15 protein-coding genes are annotated in these 17,233 nt (G+C 38.2%); 10 read left to right on the top strand and 5 right to left on the bottom strand.

Annotated features, from left to right (window positions below):
* Positions 1–51: 51 nt before the first annotated feature.
* The gene (locus ACIQ7L_RS05455; protein WP_400567325.1) at positions 52–987 is read left to right on the top strand and encodes an ATP-grasp domain-containing protein; all 936 of its coding nucleotides are present in this window, start codon (positions 52–54) and stop codon (positions 985–987) included.
* A gap of 343 nt (positions 988–1,330) precedes the next feature.
* Here ACIQ7L_RS05455 and ACIQ7L_RS05450 read toward each other — a convergent pair whose 3' ends face one another.
* A complete protein-coding gene (locus ACIQ7L_RS05450) occupies positions 1,331–1,804 on the bottom strand; it encodes a MarR family winged helix-turn-helix transcriptional regulator (protein ID WP_400567323.1) in 474 nt (157 codons plus the stop codon).
* Between the two features lie 152 nt (positions 1,805–1,956).
* Between ACIQ7L_RS05450 and ACIQ7L_RS05445 the strand changes: the two genes are divergently transcribed.
* From ACIQ7L_RS05445 to ACIQ7L_RS05430, 4 genes are all read left to right on the top strand, one after another.
* The gene (locus ACIQ7L_RS05445) at positions 1,957–2,541 is read left to right on the top strand and encodes a DUF3238 domain-containing protein (RefSeq protein ID WP_400567322.1); all 585 of its coding nucleotides are present in this window, start codon (positions 1,957–1,959) and stop codon (positions 2,539–2,541) included.
* Positions 2,542–2,682: 141 nt separating this feature from the next.
* Entirely contained in the window at positions 2,683–3,267 is a 585-nt protein-coding gene (locus ACIQ7L_RS05440) for a DUF3238 domain-containing protein (protein WP_400567320.1), read from the top strand.
* A 197-nt stretch (positions 3,268–3,464) separates the two neighbouring features.
* Complete coding sequence (locus ACIQ7L_RS05435; RefSeq protein ID WP_400567318.1) at positions 3,465–4,091, top strand: FMN-dependent NADH-azoreductase; 627 nt, start codon at positions 3,465–3,467, stop codon at positions 4,089–4,091.
* 143 nt (positions 4,092–4,234) lie between these two features.
* Positions 4,235–5,365, top strand: a complete 1,131-nt coding sequence (locus ACIQ7L_RS05430) for an MFS transporter (RefSeq protein WP_400567316.1) — start codon at positions 4,235–4,237, stop codon at positions 5,363–5,365.
* Between the two features lie 274 nt (positions 5,366–5,639).
* Here the strand turns inward: ACIQ7L_RS05430 and ACIQ7L_RS05425 are convergent, their stop codons facing one another.
* Positions 5,640–5,801: a hypothetical protein gene (locus ACIQ7L_RS05425; RefSeq protein ID WP_400567678.1), complete on the bottom strand. Its 162-nt coding sequence runs from the start codon at positions 5,799–5,801 to the stop codon at positions 5,640–5,642.
* Positions 5,802–5,969: 168 nt separating this feature from the next.
* On the opposite strand from ACIQ7L_RS05425, the gene ACIQ7L_RS05420 reads away from it, so the two are divergent.
* On the top strand, positions 5,970–7,019 hold the full coding sequence (locus ACIQ7L_RS05420) for a DUF5105 domain-containing protein (protein ID WP_400567314.1): 1,050 nt from the start codon (positions 5,970–5,972) through the stop codon (positions 7,017–7,019).
* A gap of 258 nt (positions 7,020–7,277) precedes the next feature.
* Here ACIQ7L_RS05420 and ACIQ7L_RS05415 read toward each other — a convergent pair whose 3' ends face one another.
* Positions 7,278–7,532: a hypothetical protein gene (locus tag ACIQ7L_RS05415; protein WP_400567313.1), complete on the bottom strand. Its 255-nt coding sequence runs from the start codon at positions 7,530–7,532 to the stop codon at positions 7,278–7,280.
* A gap of 617 nt (positions 7,533–8,149) precedes the next feature.
* Between ACIQ7L_RS05415 and ACIQ7L_RS05410 the strand changes: the two genes are divergently transcribed.
* The 3 genes from ACIQ7L_RS05410 to ACIQ7L_RS05400 all read left to right on the top strand — a co-directional run bounded on the left by ACIQ7L_RS05410 (position 8,150) and on the right by ACIQ7L_RS05400 (position 14,319).
* Positions 8,150–10,666, top strand: a complete 2,517-nt coding sequence (locus ACIQ7L_RS05410) for a GH39 family glycosyl hydrolase (protein ID WP_400567311.1) — start codon at positions 8,150–8,152, stop codon at positions 10,664–10,666.
* 221 nt (positions 10,667–10,887) lie between these two features.
* A complete protein-coding gene (locus tag ACIQ7L_RS05405; protein ID WP_400567309.1) occupies positions 10,888–13,167 on the top strand; it encodes a glycoside hydrolase family 3 protein in 2,280 nt (759 codons plus the stop codon).
* 45 nt (positions 13,168–13,212) lie between these two features.
* Positions 13,213–14,319, top strand: coding sequence for an alpha/beta hydrolase (locus ACIQ7L_RS05400; RefSeq protein ID WP_400567308.1), 1,107 nt, complete (start codon positions 13,213–13,215; stop codon positions 14,317–14,319).
* 83 nt (positions 14,320–14,402) lie between these two features.
* Here ACIQ7L_RS05400 and ACIQ7L_RS05395 read toward each other — a convergent pair whose 3' ends face one another.
* On the bottom strand, positions 14,403–15,017 hold the full coding sequence (locus ACIQ7L_RS05395) for a DedA family protein (RefSeq protein ID WP_400567306.1): 615 nt from the start codon (positions 15,015–15,017) through the stop codon (positions 14,403–14,405).
* A 376-nt stretch (positions 15,018–15,393) separates the two neighbouring features.
* A complete protein-coding gene (locus ACIQ7L_RS05390) occupies positions 15,394–16,023 on the bottom strand; it encodes a GNAT family N-acetyltransferase (protein WP_400567304.1) in 630 nt (209 codons plus the stop codon).
* Between the two features lie 98 nt (positions 16,024–16,121).
* Between ACIQ7L_RS05390 and ACIQ7L_RS05385 the strand changes: the two genes are divergently transcribed.
* Positions 16,122–16,970: a MerR family transcriptional regulator gene (locus tag ACIQ7L_RS05385; protein WP_400567302.1), complete on the top strand. Its 849-nt coding sequence runs from the start codon at positions 16,122–16,124 to the stop codon at positions 16,968–16,970.
* Positions 16,971–17,233: the final 263 nt, after the last annotated feature.

Here is a 17,233-nt window from a genome sequence, read left to right as displayed (position 1 = left end):
ACTAAAAATAGTATAATGAATGCAATCACATTTTAGAAAGAAGGTATTCCCTTGAAAAAGATTCACGTTATTCATGAAAACACAGAGTGGACAAGACATCTAACGAGAAGATTGGAAGAACTCGGTCTTCCTTATGAAGAATGGCATTTAGACAAAGGGAATGTTGATCTTTCGTCTGTTCCACCGCAGGGTGTATTTTATAATCGTATGAGTGCATCTTCTCATACAAGAAATCACCGCTTTGCACCAGAGTTTACAGGTGCTGTCCTTGCTTGGTTAGAGAGGTATAATCGAAAAGTGTTCAACGGAAGCAGAGCATTACAGCTTGAAGTAAGTAAAGTCGCACAATATATGGCACTAAATGCAGAAGGAATTCGAACACCTAAGACAATTGCAGCTGTTGGTAAGGATCATATTATAGAAGCGGCAACGCAATTTGAAGGACGTCCATTCATTACGAAGCATAACCGTGCTGGAAAAGGACTAGGCGTTCAACTGTTTCAGTCAGTTGCTTCTTTACAAGAATACGTAGAAAGTGCAGCATTTGAAGAGCCGGTAGATGGTATTACATTAATTCAAGAATATATTCAATCTCCTGAGCCTTACATTACACGTTGTGAGTTTGTAGGCGGGAAATTTGTGTATGCAGTTCAAGTTGATACATCGAAAGGCTTTGAATTATGCCCAGCTGATGCTTGTCAAATTGGTGATTTGTTCTGTCCTGTTGGAGAGAAAGCCCCGGAAAAACCGAAGTTTCAAATTATTGAGGGCTTTGATGACCCAATTATTCAAAAATATGAGGCTGTTTTGGCTGCAAATGATATCGCAATCGCTGGCATTGAGTTTATTCGAAATGCCGATGGTGAAATTTTCACTTATGACATTAATACAAACACAAACTACAATGCTGACGCCGAAGCAGTCGTTGGGAAATACGGTATGCTAGAGATTGCGAAGTTTCTTGGTAGTGAATTAGAGAAAATATAATAGATAGGAAGAAAGCTGCTGATGAAGCAGCTTTTTTTGGTAAGTTCAATTCGGGCGTAAATTGGTAATTTCGTATTTTAAACTATATAAATCCATTTTCATTTTTCGACATCTACATCCCTGCTATGCAGAATAAAAAGTCACCTACACTCGTTTGCTCTTTCTGTTTTTACTTCGCATGTGGCAAAAAAAGGCCCTGACCGCTTCTATGCATGGCCAGATGCCCTCTCCCACCTGAAAAGAGGGGTTTTATGTCGGTTTTTTAATTGATATATATATCGTAGGAATCCCCCACTTCAAGCGGCATTGGCCGATAAGTGGGGGGAGTTCAAAAACTCTATATTTACCAAACAGGTCTTAACCTCGATGCTGATTTCCCTTCATTTGCTTCATAAACTAATTTTGTTAAATCTTCTTTGAGCATTTGCACTCGTTCAGCGCCTATGTTTTCAATCCAGCGTCTTTCAATATCGGTTAGTATTTCCTCTTTTGCTTTCACTACTAGCCAACCTCGTTCGGTCAAAACAATAATCTTCCCTCTCTTATCAGTGGGATGAGTTTGGCGTATTACATAACCGCGTTTCTCAAGATAATCTACCATTTTACTCACAGCCTGCTTTGTAATTCCTAAATACTCAGCTAGTTCTATACCTGTTGCTCCATTAGGAGTGATACATTTAAACATAAAACCATGTGCAGGTCTAATATCTTCAAATCCCAATTCACTCAATCTTTCATGTAGTTCATTAACCGATGCACTAAAGGATAATGACAAAAGTGATGTAAGATCTAAGTCACTAAATACTTGATGATTCATATATAAAACCTCCTTTAATAAAGTCAATTAAGTTGACTTTATCGAAATTCTATTGTACTATGTGCAATATAGTCAATCAAGTTGACTATATTTTAATTATGAAAGAAATAGGATTCATCGAAACAAAAATTAATAAATTATGGAGGTTTCTCATGGCTAATATCGTTAAAATTAGAGGGAGTGTATTTGCACCCTATGCTTGGTTGGAACCTATTAAAGATCCTGCAACAGGAAGGGTATTCGAATATACTGGTGATGTACGTGAATTTACACCATACGCTGTAAACACAATGCGATCAAGATTAGAGCAAGAAGTGATTATTGATTTTTATAAAAAAGAAATTTTTACATTTGCAGATGCGTGTATCGTAACTGTGAAAATTACAAATCCAGATGGTTCTATTGAGCATAAAAAAGGAAAAACAGGTACAGAAAACATTATATGTACGAATGTTGTGTGGGGCGCTGATGAAGTTTCTTTTGAAATGAGTGCAAGTGCCAGCAATCCTTTAAATACAGCAGCGCCTGCAGCTGATTATTTATTAACTATACGTGTTAACAAAAGTGGCGTTACACATATTGAAGGTTCCCATGATGGATTTCCATGCTATGAATTTTATAAACAAACAGATTTTGGTCCATTTGAATTAATCTACACACATGATTTCAGAAAAACTGGTGACACTCCAGCAGCGCTAGCTGGAGAAATGGAGTATAGTTTTAAAACGACAATCTAGATATAAATATGAATTAGAAGAGTATCACTATTTAAACAAGAAGCAGCAAATAGTAAAGGAAAAGCAATTGCACCCTGTTTTGCTAGAGGGTTCAATGTTATGATTACCCAAAATAAAATTAGAATTAAAGAGGTGTGTCTCATGACTAATATCGTTAAAATTAGAGCAAGTGTATTTATCCCGATGTCTTGGACTGAACCTAAGAAAGATATTCAAACAGGAAACGTAATCGAATTTGAAGGTGACTCACGTGAATTTACACCTTATGCTGTAAACGCTATGCGTTCCAGAATTGAACAAGAAGTAGTTGTAGATTTTTACAAAAAAGAAATTTTCACATATGCGAATACTGGCATAACAACAGAAAGAGTCACAACTCCAGATGGTTCCGTTAATAAAAGAACAGGAAAAGCGAGTACAGAAAATATTTTGTGCACGAATATTGTATGGAGTTCTGATGACGTCAAGCTTCAAATGAGTGCAAGTGCGAGCAACCCATTAAATGTATATGCACCTCCCGTTGACTATCTATTAACCGTACATGTTAAAAAAGATGGTATTGTCGATATTCAAGGTGCACATGATGGATTCCCATGTTTTGAATTTTATAAGCAAATAAATTTTGGTCCGTTTGAACAAATTTATATACATGATTTCAGAGAAACTGGTGATACAGCTGAAGCGCTAGGTGGAGAAATGGAGTATGGTTTTAAAAAAATATTGTAAAGACAATGTGTTTCAGCATTGTTATCGAACCAAGATAAATTTGTATTCATAATAGGTATCGCTAGCAAAATGGTAAAAATCCTTAGCATGTTTTTTCAAATTTACTGGCGATATACTTAATGACAATTACAGCTGGAAATCCTTTTTAGTAAGTAAATATAGAACAACATAAGAGTGAGTAACAGGAGGAAAAGAGAATGACAACAGTTTTATTTGTAAAAGCAAACAATCGTCCAGCAGATCAGGCGGTTAGTGTGAAATTATATGAGGCTTTTTTAGCGAGTTATAAAGAATCACATCCAAATGATACAGTGGTAGAGCTTGATCTATACAATGAAGAATTGCCATATGTAGGAGTAGATATGATTAACGGCACATTTAAGGCTAGTAGAGGCTTTGATTTAACAGCAGAAGAAGCAAAAGCAGTAGCTGTTGCGGATAAATATTTAGATCAATTCCTTGCAGCTGATAAAGTAGTCTTTGGTTTCCCATTATGGAATTTAACAATTCCAGCTGTACTACACACATATATTGATTATTTAAACCGCGCAGGCAAAACATTTAAATATACGCCAGAAGGTCCAGTAGGTCTTATTGGAGATAAGAAAATTGCCTTATTAAACGCAAGTGGCGGCGTATATTCTAAAGGACCAAAAGCTGAAATGGAAATGGCTGTTAAATATGTAGCAAGTATGATGGGCTTCTTCGGTGCAAAAGATATCGAAAAAGTAATAATTGAAGGTCACAACCAATTCCCAGATAAAGCAGAAGAAATTATTGCCGAAGGTCTTGAAAAGGCTGTTAAAGTAGCAAGTACGTTCTAATTAACAAAACACTTGTCACGTAATATAGCAGTACCAACACTTTTATAGCGGTGGTACTGCTTTTTTATTCGCTTATCTCGCTGTTTTTGGGCGGTAAGAACATTCTTAACTTATTAAACGATAGAAAGCAGGATTACATTATAATGGAACGTTTATGGACAAAGAACTATATCATGCTGACAATTACAGCATTATTACTATTTAGTGGTTTTTATTTATTAATGCCAACACTACCTATGTTTATTAAACAATTAGGTGGAAGTGAATCTCAAGTTGGATTTATTATTGGAGTATTTACCATATCGGCAGTCATTTTACGTCCGATTGTTGGAGGATTAATGGATCGATATGGCAGGCGCGTATTTATAATAAGCGGGCTATTATTTTTTGCAATTACAATGTATTTTTACGATTGGGTAACAGGCATTATATTTTTAGTGGCATTACGTATCCTTCATGGAATCGGCTGGGCGATTGCTACAACTTCGATTGGAACGGCTGTGACTGATGTTATTCCACAATCTCGTCGCGGAGAAGGAATGGGATGGTATGGACTTGCAATGACTTTAGGTATGGCTTTAGGACCAATATTAGGTCTTTGGGTAGTAAAATCATTTTCATTTCATTATCTATTCCTTCTATGCACAGCGTTAGCAGGTATTGCATTCATACTTGCGCTTGGTACAAAAATTCCAGCCGTTCAGCATACATCAAAACAACCAATATCATTTTTTGAAAAAACGGTTTTACCAATCGCTATTGTGACATTTTTCTTATCCCTTACTTTTGGTGGTATTACAACATTTTTACCACTGTTTGCGGCAAAGATTCAAGTGAATGCCGGTACTTTTTTCTTAGTTTATGCTGTCACACTTATAGTAATTAGACCGATTGCAGGGAAAATATCCGATAAGCGTGGAGAAGGGATCATTATTGTTCCTGCACTTTTTATAATGATAATTGCACTATTCGTCCTAACAATGACAAAAGGGATTGTTGGACTAGTTATTACAGCTATTTTGTACGGAATTGGATTTGGATCAGCACAACCTGCGCTTCAAGTAGCAACGATACGATTGGCTCCACCAGAGAAAAGAGGAGTAGCAAACGCTACATTTTTTACAGCTTTTGATTTAGGGATTGGTTTAGGATCTATTATTCTAGGATTTGTTTCACAACTTATGGGATACCAAATGCTATTTATTGTTTGTGCTGTATCTGGGTTTATTAGTTTGCTACTGTTTATTTTGTTTGTAAAAAAGACATTAAAATAATTTTACTCATCTCCCATACTTCACTTTCATCATTGTTTACATTCTAACGAGGTGGTGGGGGGAAAAGATACATGAAACCCCGAATCATGGACTTTTTTTAGTGTCCACGATTCGGGGTACAGTTTAATAATAAAGGAGATTGTTTCTTTTCTATTAATTTTCTTTGTAATATATATGCCTGAAATAACTTCAGATGTGACCATATGGATAGAGTATGAATCATATTTTACCTCAGGCGAATTTGTTCAATTAATTTTTGCTGCTTCAAAGCCTTTTATGATGATAATGTAAGTTCACCTGTGCGGAATGAATTTTCTTGCATTCGAACCTGCAATTGATCTTTTTCATCTTCATGAGCTTCTTCATATGGTGCCACAGCCGATAACGCCAATCCTGTTGTGAGTACGACTGTAGCTACTATTTTTGTACTTTTCATTTTTTTATATTACATATTTTATTTGAATAATACAATAAGGTAATATTAGTATTTTTAGTATAAGATTTCCATTTTTTCTATGCAAATCTTCATTTTTCAGTATATAATTAAGAAGTATTTTTAAGATTTTTTGAAAAATACAGAAAAGGCAATGGGGGAGTAATGAGTATGAAGAAGTTAGCAAGTATTTGTATTACAGCTGTTTTGATGGCTGGAATTGTGAGCGGTTGTAATACGAAAAAAACGTCATCAGAACCAGAAAAACCAAAAACAGTTGAAGTTGGGAAGACGGCAAAATTAAAAGGTGTCGAGGTACAGGTAGAAAGCGCAGAGTTTGTTCTACCCGATCGATATTCAAAATCAAATAATGGTCAAGTGTTAAAGGTGAAAGTTAGCCTGAAAAATACAGGGGAAGAAACATTACATATGATCCCTAGAGATTTTACTCTCTATCAAGATGATCAAGTAGCAAAAGAGTATTTTGGTTCAGCCAATGATATGTTAAACCCAGGCGATCTTGATAAAGGGAAAAAAATAGAGGGAAACATGTATTTTGATGTTAAGGAGGCCTCTTCTTATGAGCTAGTGTATAAGAAATACTCCGAGGATGTAAAAAAAGATGGAAAAGAAAAAGTGACGTATAAGATTGACGGAAAAAAATTATCCGAACAGGCAAAGGGTTTACAAAAGCCAGCTGAAGCATTAAATGCATATGTGAACGCAGCATTTTATGATAAAGATATAGACAAATTGAAAAAATTAACAGGGGAAGACAGCTCTCAATTTATTAGTGACGTTGAAAACGGATTTAAGCAACAAATGGAGCGAGAAATAGGAAAAAAAGTTGATGATCAGTTATTAAGTCAGTTCCTTAAGAATTTGAAAGCAGCGATTCAAAAAAATGTAAAATATGAAACGAAAGTACTATCCAGCAAAGATGGAAAAGCAGAAGTTGAGTTGAAGGGAAAACCAATGGATGTGAGTGCACTACAATCACCGATGCAAACCGAAATGATGAAATTGGCATCTCAAAATCCAAATATCTCAGAAGATGACCTTATGAAGGCCATTTTTGAAACATATAATAAACTATTACAAGACGTAAAATTATCATATGCTGAAGAGGAAGTTACAGTTAAAATGGTACAAAAAGGGAAAGATCAATGGACAATAGATCCGCAATCAGCAGCACAAATAGGACGCGTATTCATAAGATAAAGTGAAACTTTAATCAGTGGGGGGCTTCATCCCCCACTGATTATTAGTTGAACCAATCGGGCTTTTACGGGCAGTTTATCTCCCACCTCACTCCTTTGCTTTTGCTGAATTTTGAGATGGGAGTATTACTGCACGTTAATGCAGGATAAATAAGCGAGTAAATCGTTTAATTTTGTAAAAGGTAATCCCCTTTAAGTAGAAAGTGTAAAAGGACCATGTACATACATGGATGTTACACGATTACTTGAAGGGGATTTTTTATTTTTTTGTAAAAAACAATGAATATATAAAGAAGAAAAAGCCTACGCCAAATATAATTCCGCCCAATACTTGAAAGCTATTAGCATAATTATTTAAAACGACGTTATATGTTGCTGTATCTATATTTCCACCTATTGATTGTACCGAGGAGTGAACAAGAGGTTCAGCTAACTCTAGACTGTTTAAAAGTAAAGTTCCACCAATTAATGATATAGCTGCCAACATAATAATACGTATTTTATTATGTTTCAAATATATGCCTCCTTTTTCTTTATTATTAGACTAGGAAAAAATGGGCGATATGTTACAAAACATATTCCTGCTGACCTTCATGCTGTACCACTTTCTACGTTACTATCACTAAACCAATCAGATTCCCATACATCAAAACGGTATCCATTATATTCTGCGTATGCTCTAATTTTAGTATATCTGTTATTTGTATCTATTGTATTACTTTGAGTAACAGAATAACCTGCAGAAACATGAAATCAGGCTCCAGCAGCGATCGCATTTCTTCGTACTTTTCTTCTGCCACAAAAACGCTGTTCAAATCGATTGCTAATTGAATGGTATAATACTATATATACATCAATTAAAGAAACGACATAAAACCCCTCTTTTTAGATGGGAGAGAGCATGGTCAGGGCCTTTTTCTGCCACATGCGAAGTAAAAACAGAAAGAACAAACGCGTGTAGGTTACTTTTTATTCTGCACCGCAGGGATGTAGATGTCGAAAAATGAAAATGGATTTATATAAAAAAGGATATACCCAATCTATCAGTGTTGTAATTTTAGTGGAATTACAACACAAATCAGAGCCTAATGAAAAAAGAAACTATCATTCTAGGAGGCGGGGGAGAGGTTCATGCGAAATGCCGTATACGAGTTGGTTGAGACGAACGACAGTCTGCCTTTCGATGTTTCACTGAACAGTGTGAACTATGTACCGAGTCATTGGCATAACAGCGTAGAAATTATTTTTGTGCTGCGCGGTACGGTGGAGGTTAGACTACATCATGAGAAACGGACGCTTTCTGAAGGGGACGTGCTGCTAATCAACCAATGTCATGTGCATGAGGTGATTGGCCTTGATCGGAACATTATCGCAACGTTTCTTATCCCTTTTAGTTATTTGAAAGAAAAAGTGGCACGGGCGGATGAGATTAGCTTCGATTGTTATTCGGGGGAGACGGATAAGGAGCGGCGTCATGCTTTAGACGAGATTCGTCGTTTACTGGCCGAGATGGTGCAGCTAACGTATCAAAAAGGTGACGTATATGAGATCGACATGCAAATTCGAATGTTAGAAGTGCTCTCTATTCTTCTGAAACAATTTAAGGTTTCAGCATCCGCAGGAGTTATGAACGAGAAATATATGGAGCGTATGCTTCGTATCATTACCTACATTGACGACCATTATAAAGAACCGATTACACTACAGGCAATTGCTGAGCGTGAATTTTTGTCCATTCCGTATTTGTCTAAGTTTTTCAGTGATAACATCGGCCTTAATTTTCAATCTTATTTGACGAGCATTCGTTTGAAACATACGGTGGAGGAACTGCTCCACAATGGAGAAACGTCTATTGCGGATATCGCGCTGAAGCACGGTTTTCCGAACGCCAAGTCATTTTATACTGCCTTTAAAACAAGGTATAACGTAACGCCAAACGAGTACCGGAAGCATTTTCGTCCAGACCTTGGCAAGAAGAAAGAACGGGCATCTTCCAATTATTTGACGTTTAATCAATCGAGCGCGCTCGGAATCATTAGCCAATATTTACAGAGAAGTCCTTCGCAGCAGGCAGAAGAAATTACGGCGCTGGACACGGAGGCATATCAGGTCAATGTATCCGCTCACAGCAGTCTAATCAGGCATACATGGAAAAACTTAATAACGATTGGAAAAGCAAAAGAAGGATTGCATGCGGACATGCAGCGGCAACTTAAAATAGTTCAGGAGCGTTGCCCATTTCGTTATTTGCGGTTTCATGGCATATTTGATGACTCGATGATGGTGTACACAGAGGATAAGGCAGGGCAGCCGACATACAATTTCAGATTGGTCGATGAGCTATTCGATTTTCTTCTTTCAGTCAAACTTAAGCCGTTTATTGAGCTTGGATTTATGCCCTCCGCTTTGGCAGCGGACCAAGGCAAGACCATTTTTTATGTAAAGAGCTATATCAGTCCGCCTAAATCTATAGATAAATGGTGCGAGCTTGTTGATCGTTTTTTGCGCCACTGCATGAATCGTTACGGCAGGGAAGAGGTAGAATCTTGGAAATTCGAATTTTGGAACGAACCGGAGTTGAAGGCATTTTGGCCGGGAACGATGGAGGAGTATAGGGAGTTGTACGCTCACACCTATGAAACGGTAAAACGTATATCGCCTCGTCTTCAAATCGGGGCTCCAGGCCGAATCATTACGCTTGATGAGGAAAAATTTTACGATGAGTTTTTCACTTTTTGTCGTGAGCGGCAGTGCTTACCGGATTTTATTCCGCTTCATTTTTACCCGCATGAAAGGCTGAATAACTTGGAGCAGATGGAGCAATTCAAGCAATTGGAGTCGCTTCAGAAACTGATTGAGGAGTTCGGAGGTGTGTCTCCGAATCCAGATTTTTTAAAGGATCGGCTTGCAAACGAGAAAAGACTGCTTGAGAAGTATGAGATGTCCGGGGTCAATCTGTATTTGACAGAGTGGAATTCGACTTCGTATCATCGTGAACTAACGAATGATACGTTGTACAAGGCTGCTTATATCGTCAAAAATATTATCGATAATTTAGACAGCATTGAAGGCTTCGGTTACTGGGTGCTGAGCGACAACATTGAAGAAACGGCCGCTTCGCCAGACTTATTTCATGGTGGACTCGGTTTGCTTGCTCAATATGGCATACCTAAAGCCGGCATGCTTGCCTATGAATTACTGGCGAAATTGGGTGATCGCCTCATTGAGCGTGGTGATCGTTACATCGTTACATCCGGCCGGGGCGGTTATCAAGTGCTGACTTTTAATTATTGCCATTTCGATGATTTGTACGCGCTCGGCGATATTTCCTTTATCGATTCGGTTAACCGGTATAACGGTTTCAAAGATGTGAAGACTGTAAAGTTAGAGCTGGAGCTTACGGGTTTACCGAGTGGCAAGTATCGGATCGTTACCCGCACGATTGGCCGAAAGCACGGAAGCAGTTATGACCGCTGGGTGGAGATGGGAGCACCAAAATCGCTCTGTTCTGAAGATGTGGAATACTTGAAAGCGGGCGCTCGGCCGCGTATGACTAGTCAGTATGTTGAAGTGGATAACGGTCGAACTTGTATTTCTATTTTAGAGCCGCATGGTGCCCAGTTGATTGAGCTCATTCCTGTTTGGTGACGAATTGGGTTAAAATTTAACCTGTTTTAATGAAATGACTCAGGTTGTTTCTATAAAAAGATTAAATATTGCAATAAAAGTTGATAAACCGCTATCTTTTCGAAGACGAGCGGTTTTTTTATAATTAAAATGTAAACGTTTTCTAAAATTTCTATATGATTTATATGCTCGCTTCATAGCGATGAATAACGATTTCATTTTAAGAAATGGAGGGTTCTTCTATGTCAACTAAAGAGAAAAATGCAGGTCAGCCGTCGATTGAATATGTCCGTAATGAAGAAGGGCCTCTACTAGGCTATTCCGCTTTATCTAGTGTTCGTATCATTGAGCAGAACGGCTTGTTTTTTAAAAACTTAAGTAAGGATGGGGTTCTGAAGCCGTATGAGGACTGGAGGTTATCGGCTGAGGAACGGGCGAAAGATCTTGCTACGCGGATGTCCATCGAGGAGATTGCAGGATTGATGTTATACAGTCGGCATCAAGCAATTCCAGCCGCGAGCGACGGTTGGTTCCCAGGAACTTACGGTGGAAAGTCTTACGAAGAGAGCGGCGCTAAGCCATGGGATTTGACAGATGAGCAAATCGCATTTTTGACCGAAGATCATCTCCGCCATGTTCTCATAACAACAGTTGAAAATCCAGAAACAGCCGCGCGCTGGAACAACAAGCTGCAGGCTATTGCGGAAGGAACAAGTTTAGGCATTCCGGCAAACAACAGCTCGGATCCGCGTCACGGTTCTGATGCCAGCTCCGAATTTAACGTCGGTGCAGGAACAGCTTCTCGCGTATCATTTTGGCCGGAAACGCTTGGTCTTGCTGCGACATTTGATCCTGAAGTGACACGTAAATTTGGAGAAGTTGCCTCGAAGGAGTACAGGGCGCTTGGTATGACAACAGCACTGTCACCGCAAATTGATATTGCGACCGACCCGCGCTGGTTCCGCTTCAGCGGCACGTTCGGCGAGGACTCGCTTCTGTCTACAGATATGGCCCGCGCTTATGTGGACGGCTTCCAAACATCAGAAGGTGATCAGGAACTAGAAGATGGTTGGGGATTGGATAGTGTGAATGCGATGGTGAAGCATTGGCCTGGAGGAGGAAGCGGTGAAGGCGGAAGAGACGCACATTTTGGTTGCGGAAAGTATGCTGTTTATCCAGGAAACAATTTCAAGGAGCATTTGAAGCCGTTCGTCGACGGGGCTTTTCAGCTAGAAGGCAAGACGAGCAAGGCTTCCGCAGTTATGCCATATTACACGATTTCGTTCGATCAAGATCAAGTAAACGGAGAGAACGTCGGTAACTCTTATAATTCTTATTTAATTACTGACTTACTACGCGAGCGATATGGTTATGACGGCGTTGTTTGTACAGATTGGTTGATTACTGCTGATGAGGATGGCAGTAAAGATACGTTTTTGACAGGGAAGTCATGGGGCGTTGAACATTTGAGTGTTGCGGAACGTCACTATAAGCTATTAATGGCTGGCGTGGATCAGTTTGGAGGGAATAACGAAGTTGGGCCTGTTCTAGAAGCTTACCAATTAGGTGTATCTGAACACGGAGAAGCTTATATGAGAAAACGGTTCGAACAATCAGCGGTTCGTCTGCTTCTGAATATGTTTAAGCTTGGTCTTTTCGAAAATCCTTATCTATTGTCTGAGGAAAGCAAGAAAATCGTCTGTAATCCAGATTTCTTGAGAGAAGGCTATGAAGCTCAGCTGAAGTCAATCGTCCTTCTGAAAAACAAGGGGCAGACGCTGCCGATGCAAGCAAAAAGTAAAGTATACATTCCGAAGCGGTATTTGCCGGCTGGGAAGGACTGGTTTGGTATGCCAACGCCGGAGAAACTAGAGCATCCAGTCGATCTTGACGTTGTAGCCCAATATTTCGATATTACCAATGATCCAGATGAAGCAGATTTCGGGCTTGTGTTCATTCAAAGTCCAAAGTCAGGCGCGGGGTACAGTCAGGAAGATGCCGATAATGGCGGCAACGGTTATGTACCGATTAGCCTTCAATACAAACCGTATACAGCCGAGCATGCCCGCGAACGGAGTATTGCTGGTGACCCTAGGGAAACCGATATATTGAACCGTTCCTATAAAGGTAAAACAGTTACAACACACAATTCGCACGACTTAGGCATGGTGCTTGAAACGAAAGAAATGATGAAAGGAAAGCCGGTTGTCGTATCGATTTTGCTATCGAATCCAATGGTTGTCGCAGAGTTCGAGGCGGAAGTTGATGCGATCGTAGCGAACTTTGGTGTTCAAGATCAGGCGATCATGGATGCTCTGTCGGGAGTTTACGAGCCATCAGGCCTCTTGCCGATGCAAATGCCAGCGAATATGAGAACAGTTGAGGAACAGCTGGAAGACGTCGCACATGATATGGAATGCCACGTTGATTCTGAGGGCCATGTATATGACTTCGCCTTTGGACTGAATTGGAATGGCGTCATTGCAGATTCTCGTACAGCGAAATACGGGAGAAATCAGTAACCAAGTTTTCCGAAATACAAATGATCAAAAAAGGAGACGGTAATGATGAGTAATACAACTTCTTACGTGAATCTAGTTTCTAAATTGAGTGAGGAGATACCTGCTGTCAAAAAAAGAGGTTTCGATTTTATTGCGAAACCGATTCCTGATTCTGATGCGACCTGCGAATTAGATCCTCGGGTTCTCCAAGTGACTTTACAAACGGCAGAAAAAATGGCTGCGATGACAAACGAGTCATTTGATCCTTCAAATACTATGGGGTTTGTTACGGGAATGCGAGCTATGTTTGGTTGGAAGAATGACGATGTTACGAAAAGTAAAGTCGAAACCACTTATAAAACAATTGATGGAACAAATGGACCGATTCCTCTGCGAATCTATACGCCTTCTAACGAAGGAGTTCTGCCTGCTGTTATCTTCATTCACGGCGGAGGGTTCATAGCTGGAAGTGTTGATGTCGTGGAAAATCCGTGTAAAGCATTGGCAGAAAAGGCAGGTGCCGTTGTTATTTCTGTTGATTACCGCTTAGCGCCAGAGCATCCATATCCAGCAGGGCTGACAGATTGTTTCGAATCCATAACATGGGTGTATGAGCATGCTGAAGAAATTCGTGTGAATCCACAGCAAATTGCCGTATCTGGAGACAGTGCAGGTGGTAATTTAGCTACGGTGTGCACACTGATGGATATTGAAAAGGGAACGGGGATGATTAAGCTTCAAGCGCTTATTTATCCGACAGTGAATATGGCTGGCGTCCAAACCGAAGATTTCAATTGGGGTCTCGACCAGTATGAGATTCGTAACCATGCAGAGATAATCACTCCAATGATTTCAGCGATGGGTGAAAGCGGAGAGTTACTTTTCCAACTCTATTTGCAAAATAATGCGGAAATTACAGATCCTCATGTTTCTCCGCTGCTGTCAAATCAGTTAAGCAGTATGCCGCCGACGCTAATTGCAACTGCTGAATTTGATTATTTAAAAGTAGAATGCGAAGCTTATGCGGCAAAGCTTGCTCGCAGCGGCGTGCCTACGAAGCTTATTCAGTACAACGGTACAGATCATGCGTTTATGGATAAAGTTGGTTTATATCCGCAAGCGGAAGATTTAATGAATGAAATTGCAAAAGAGGTTAAGAGAGTATTTGCTTAATTTTAAGGAGCTTGTTCAATTTGAACAAGCTCCATTGTATTAACTCTAACTATTTTTAACTTTTGAACAAAATGAATTTCGTATTAACTTATATTTTGTACAAACATACACTTTAATTTTTTACGAAAACGAATACCTAACGTAATGGCTACAATGACAATCACTCCGAAGATAATTTTCCCAATGTGCGGTCCAAGCACTCCAAATATATCATGTAAGTTTCCTCCTAACCAATAGCCACCGATTAAGAAGAAAGATACCCAAAATAGAGCACCGGAGTAGATCGTTATGGCAAAACGGCGGAACGGTAAATTAATAATCCCTGCAAAGTATCCAGTAAAATGACGTACGCCTGGGACAAAGAATCCAATAAAGATAAGGAAATATCCATATTTATCAAACCACATTCTCGTTAAATCAATTTTTCTTTGTGTTAAAAATACATATTTTCCATATTTCTGTACAAAAGGCATACCAAGTTTATTCCCTAAAAAGTACTGAATTGTCATTCCGACACTCGTTCCAATACATGATAAGATAATTAAATTTGATAATTGCAGCTCTCCTATATGTGCCAAATAACCCGCATACACTAACGTCGGCTCCCCCGGAAACGGAAATGCAATATATTCTAACAGTGTTCCAACAAGTACTACATAGTAGCCGTATTGCTGGAATAATTCATGAACCCATTCCATGTCGTTCTCTCCTTTTTTCTACAGCATGAATCACGTACAATAACCAGTGGTTACACTGGTGTTCGCAGAAATCTCAGCATTTCAATACTGAGTGGTTCAAATACCGATCATAATATTTTTTATCTTTTGTAATTGCATTCATTACTTGATTAGTTGATACATCTACACTCGTTTGCTCTTTCTGCTTTTACTCCGCATGTGGCAGAAAAAGGCCCTGCCCGCTCCTATGCATGAATAAATGCTCTCTCCCACTTAAAAAGAGGGGTTTTATGTCGGTTTTTTAATTGATGCATATATAATGCTCAAGATGACTCTTTACTAATTAGTAAAGAGCAGAGAACCGTATCCCAAAAAGAGATACGGTTTTTACTATTCATTAAAAATCATAACAGTATAAAAATACATTCAGTTTATCTTTCATTGAATCCAAACAAATTTCTTTTTCATTTATACGTTTAAAGTTTTGACTGTCATAAAATCCATAGTTACATCTATTATCTGTATATAGATATAAGGATTCCACATCCATACTTTTCATATAATTATACAAATGATTCATTAGAGCTTTTCCAACTCCAAGACCTCTAGATTCTCCTGATACAATAAATAACTGGATACAACCTTGAAAATCATCTTTTTTTTCTTTTATAAGTTCTTTATATGCATCTTGAACTTTTGAGAATTCTTTTATGAATTTTTTATTTTCCTTATTAGCCATGAGTACTTTAAGCATGGAATAGGCAAGACTTACAGTATTATGAGCTTTCTTTAAACGATTTTTGTCTTTTTTTGAATCGCCCAAAATAACACCAATAATTTTATTGTCTTTTTCTGCCACTTTGCTAAATGAACTTTCTAAAATACAACTTTGTAGATAGATGTTTAATGCTGAATCTAAAAATTTCTTATCCGTAATCAATTCATTGAAGCCAAATGCTTCACCAATCAATGTTTTAACCGCTTCATAATCTTCTTTAACTAGGCTTCTGTATGTTACTGTATTCATGTTTCGAAACTCCCTTGTGTATAAGTAAATTTTGTATTTTATTGCAAATGTCTTATTATGATCATAAGGTCTCCCCTAAGAGGAGAGTCAACACTCATATGAGAAAAAGCATAAAGGAAGTGATTCGGGTGAAAAACTTATTTTCTATTGGGGAAGTTGCGAAAATAAAGGACATTACCATAAAAGCGTTACGATATTATCACAAAATGGGAATACTTATTCCAAGATATATTGATGAAACAACAGGTTATAGATATTATTCTATAGATCAATTTATTCATATAGATATTATAAAAAGCTGTAGAGAGTTACGAACGAGTATAGTAGAACTTCAAGAGATTTTTAAGGACTGTGATACGGAGAAATTACTACAATTTTTACAATTAAAAAGAGATGAAGCAGAAGAAAACATAAAGAAAATGCAAGAAGTAATCAAAACTATTGATAGCTTAAATATGAATATAGAGAATTTCAAAGATGTATTACATGATGATGAAATCTCTATTCAGTTTTTTGAACAGCGTTACATAATGATAGCACCATGTAAAGAAGTAGGAAGTTTACAGGAGTTACTTTACTATTCGAATTTAGAAAAAATCATTCATGAGAAGGGAGGGAAAATGTCAATGGAAAGAGGGATTATATATGATGTGAATGCAGGGTGGAATGTAGAACCAAAGTATGTTTTTAGTGGGGTTCAAGGGGATTTGAATATAGAAGATAAACACAATATAAAAATATTACCAAAGGGAAAGTATGTAACGTTAGCCTATAGTAAAGAGAACGAGGAAGAATGCCGAAGAAAAATCGTTACATATGTAAAAGAAAATCATTTGAAAATTAACCGTTTCATTGAAGTGGAGTTATTTAACGATTTTTTTAATACAGAATCTTATAGTTGTCAAATTCAGATGTTTATAGAAGATAATGAGTTAGTTGAGTGTTAGGATATATACAAGTTAAAAAACAAAATACCCCCCCTTTTCTTTTTAGAGGTGGGAGAGAGAATCCGGCCATGCATAGAAGCGGTCAGGGCCTTTTCCTGCCACATGCGAGGTTAAAACAAAGGGAGCAAGTGAGTGTAGGTCATGTTGTATTTTGCATAGCAATGACTTAGATGAAATGGATTTATATAGTCACGTTGAACCGTACCATAGGTAACTATATAAGTACAAATTTAAAAAACGACATAAACCCCCTCTTTTTAGAT

It is taken from the genome of Bacillus sp. NPDC094106 (genome assembly GCF_044764345.1).
GTDB lineage: Bacteria > Bacillota > Bacilli > Bacillales > Bacillaceae_G > Bacillus_A.
The sequence above is the reverse complement of the archived record's forward strand: the minus strand, read 5'-3'. Positions and strand labels throughout refer to the sequence as shown.